Raw genomic sequence first — 3,775 nt, 5'->3', positions numbered from 1 at the left:
GCAAAGGGCCGGTCACGCTGGCATTCCTGCCCCTGCGCCTGCTCAAGGCGTTTTGGCAAAGCATCCAGGTGGTACGCCGCGTCAAGCCCGATGTGGTGGTCGGCCTGGGCGGCTACATCAGTTTTCCGGCCGGGATGATGAGTGTGCTGTTGGGTAAGCCCCTGGTTCTGCACGAGCAGAATTCGGTGGCGGGTATGGTCAACAAGGTGCTGGCGAGTGTGGCTGACCGCGTCTTCACCGCATTTCCGGGTGTGTTGCCCAAAGCCGAATGGGTGGGCAACCCACTGCGGCCAGCATTTACCCGGCAGCCCGACCCGCAAGAGCGTTTTGCCGGACGCAGCGGTCCCCTGAAACTGCTGGTGATCGGCGGGAGCCTGGGCGCCCGGGGGTTGAACGAGCTGGTACCCAAAGCCCTCGCACTGATCCCTGAAGCAGAACGACCACAGGTCCTCCACCAAAGCGGCGCGCTGCAGATTGAAGAATTGCGCGCCAACTATGCGGCGGCTGGCGTATCGGCCGAGCTCACGCCTTTCATTGAAGACACCGCGAAGGCCTTCGCCGATGCCGACCTGATCATTTGCCGCGCTGGCGCCAGTACGGTCACGGAAATCGCTGCGGTGGGCGCTGCGGCAGTGTTCGTGCCTTTTCCCGCTGCGGTCGACGACCACCAGACAGTCAACGCGAAGTTCCTGGTCGACCAGGGAGGCGGATGGCTGATCCAGCAGCGCGACCTCAGCGCCGGAATGCTGGCAGAAATGCTACAAAAAACAGAGCGGCTTGCGCTTGTCCAGAAAGCCTTACAGGCCAAAACCATGCAAAAAACTGAAGCCACGGCCCGTGTGGTGGCCGCTTGTGAGGAGCTGGCGACATGAAACACGCCATCAAAAACATTCACTTCATCGGTCTGGGCGGCGCCGGCATGTCTGGCATTGCAGAGGTGCTGCACAACCTGGGATACGTCATTTCGGGGTCTGACCTGTCAGACAGCCCAACGCTGCGACGCCTGGGCAAGCTCGGCATCAAGACCTTCGTCGGCCACACCGCCGGCAACCTTGAGATGGTTGACGCCGTGGTGACATCCACCGCCGTACAGGCCGACAACCCCGAGGTGCTGGCGGCGCGTGAAAAACGTATTCCCGTGGTGCCGCGCGCGCTGATGCTGGCTGAACTGATGCGCCTGAAGCAGGGCATCGCGATTGCCGGGACGCACGGCAAAACCACCACCACCAGCCTGGTCGCCAGCGTGCTGGCCGAGGGCGGCCTGGACCCGACCTTTGTGATCGGCGGGCGCCTCAACAGCGCCGGTGCCAACGCCAAGCTCGGCTCGGGCGACTACATCGTGGTCGAAGCTGACGAATCGGATGCTTCGTTCCTGAACCTGCTGCCCGTAATGGCTGTCGTCACCAACATCGACGCTGACCACATGGAGACTTACGGTCACGATTTCGGCAACCTCAAGAAAGCTTTTGTCGACTTCCTGCACCGCATGCCTTTTTACGGGACGGCGATCTTGTGCACCGACGACCCGGCTGTGCGCGACATCCTGCCGCAGGTTTCCTGCCCCATTACCAGCTATGGTTTCGGCGAAGATGCGCAGGTGCGCGCCGTCAATGTGCGGCCGGTGGGCGCACAAATGCATTTCACGGCACAGCGCCGCAATGGCGTGACCTTGCCCGACATGGACGTGGTGCTCAACCTGGCCGGCGAGCACAACGTGCTCAATGCCCTGTCGGCTATTGCCATTGCCGTTGAGCTCAACGTGCCCGACGCGGCAGTACAGAAAGCGCTGGCTGAATTCCGGGGCGTCGGGCGGCGCTTCCAGAGTTACGGGGACATGCCGGCCAAGGGCGGCGGACATTTCACCGTGATCGAAGACTATGGCCATCACCCGGTGGAAATGGCCGCGACGCTGGCTGCCGCGCGCGGCGCCTTCCCCGGCCGGCGGCTGGTGCTGGCTTTCCAGCCGCACCGCTACACCCGCACGCGTGACTGTTTTGAAGATTTCGTCAAGGTCATCGGCAACGCCGATGCGGTGCTGCTGTCCGAGGTGTATGCCGCCGGTGAAGCGCCCATCGTGGCCGCAGACGGACGCTCGCTGGCGCGGGCTTTGCGCGTGGCCGGCAAGGTAGAACCTGTCTTTGTGGACGAGATCGATGCCATGCCGCAGGCCATTCTCGACAACACGCTGGATGGCGACGTCGTGATGTGCATGGGGGCCGGATCCATCGGCATGGTGCCCGCAAGGGTTGCAGAAATGCTGGAGCCGGCAGGGCATGGCGGTACCAGGGAGGTCCGGGCATGAAAGCAGGCGCGTTGAATTTTGGAAAAGTCGCCGTCCTGATGGGCGGGCTGTCGGCCGAGCGCGAGGTTTCGCTGATGTCAGGTAACGGGGTACTGAAAGCGCTTCGCTCGCGCGGCGTGGATGCCCTCGCCTTTGATCCTGCCGAGCGTGACCTGAGCGAGCTGAAGAAGGACGGGTTCGAGCGTTGCTTCATCGCATTGCATGGACGCTTTGGGGAAGATGGCACGGTGCAAGGTGCGCTCGAATTGCTGGGCATTCCCTACACCGGCTCCGGCGTCATGGCTTCCAGCATGGCCATCGACAAGGTCATGACCAAGCGCGTGATGATCTCCGAAGGATTGCCAACCCCTCAATACCGTCTGCTGCGCCGTGGCACTTACGGCGCTGCAGACATCGCTGCCTTGCCGGATGCGCTCGGCCTGCCGTTGATCGTCAAGCCGGCACGCGAAGGTTCGTCGATCGGGCTGACCAAGGTGACGGAACGCTCCGCCATGGCCAGCGCTGTGGCACAGGCCGAAAAACTCGATGCCGATGTCCTGTGCGAGCAATTCATCAGCGGTGACGAGGTGACCTGCCCGGTGCTGGGTACCGGTGCGGGGGCACGCGCACTGCCGGTCATCCGCATCGTGGCGCCCGACGGCAACTACGACTACCAGAACAAATACTTCACCGACAGCACCCAGTACCTGGTTCCCTGCGGGCTGCCCGAGGGCGAAGAGGCTGTCATCCAGCAGCTTGTGCTGGACACCTTTCGCATTCTCAATTGCCGTGGCTGGGCCCGCGCCGACGTGATGATAGACAGGGCCACGCGCAAGCCCTACCTGCTGGAGATCAACACGTCGCCGGGCATGACCGGGCATTCGCTGGTGCCCATGTCCGCCCGAGCAGCCGGAATCTCGTATGAAGACCTTTGCATCGAAGTGCTGAAGACTGCTTCGCTCGACCACCAAAAACACGGAGGATCCGCCACTTGAGCAGAACCCTGCCACTGCCGCCTTCCTTGCCGCTGGACGTCAAGCTCATGAATACCTTCTCGGTGGTTCTGGGCCTGGCGTTTGCCGCCATGGTTGCGTCACTGGCTGTGGCGTGGCTCATGCGCCAGTCCCTGTTCAGCCTGAACGCAATCCGTGTGGAGGGCGACCTTGCGCACAACAACGCCGTCACGCTGCGGGCCAATGTGGCGCCCAGGTTGTCCGGCAATTTTTTCACGGTGAACCTGGGTGCCACGCGCGCGGTGTTCGAGTCCGTTCCCTGGGTGCGCAGGGCGCTGGTGCAGCGCGAATTTCCGAACCGGTTGAAGGTGGTGCTGCAGGAACACAAACCGGTGGCGTTCTGGGGGGCCGAGGGCGACGCCCGGCTCGTCAACAGCTTCGGTGAGGTGTTTGAGGCCAACCAGGGCGACGTCGAGGCGGAAGACCTGCCGGTGCTCAATGGGCCGCCGGGTCAGGCGGCGCAGGTACTGCAGGCCTACCA

At 63.0% G+C, this 3,775-nt stretch carries 4 protein-coding genes; all 4 read left to right on the top strand.

Translation table 11 applies throughout. The annotated features are described in order from the left end of the window. A partial coding sequence (gene murG / locus AC1D1P_RS17340) for an undecaprenyldiphospho-muramoylpentapeptide beta-N-acetylglucosaminyltransferase (RefSeq protein WP_477673824.1) occupies positions 1 to 872 on the top strand: 872 nt, incomplete at its 5' end. Beyond that, positions 869 to 2,302, top strand: coding sequence for a UDP-N-acetylmuramate--L-alanine ligase (gene murC, locus AC1D1P_RS17335; protein ID WP_477668400.1), 1,434 nt, complete (start codon positions 869 to 871; stop codon positions 2,300 to 2,302). The genes murG and murC, both read left to right, overlap by 4 nt. Next, positions 2,299 to 3,276: a D-alanine--D-alanine ligase gene (locus AC1D1P_RS17330; RefSeq protein WP_477668399.1), complete on the top strand. Its 978-nt coding sequence runs from the start codon at positions 2,299 to 2,301 to the stop codon at positions 3,274 to 3,276. Before murC ends, AC1D1P_RS17330 begins: the two co-directional genes overlap by 4 nt. Continuing rightward, on the top strand, positions 3,273 to 3,775 hold a 503-nt coding region (locus AC1D1P_RS17325), incomplete at its 3' end, for a cell division protein FtsQ/DivIB (protein ID WP_477673823.1). The genes AC1D1P_RS17330 and AC1D1P_RS17325, both read left to right, overlap by 4 nt.

The sequence above is a fragment of the Polaromonas sp. P1_E1_2 genome, assembly GCF_056406035.1.
Note: the sequence above shows the minus strand (reverse complement) of the source record. Positions and strands in the feature narration are given on the sequence as shown.

Coding starts and splice junctions, on each gene's coding strand:
- murC (WP_477668400.1), top strand. CDS start 869: ATGAAACACGCCATCAAAAACATTCACTTCATCGGTCTGGGCGGCGCC.
- AC1D1P_RS17330 (WP_477668399.1), top strand. CDS start 2,299: ATGAAAGCAGGCGCGTTGAATTTTGGAAAAGTCGCCGTCCTGATGGGC.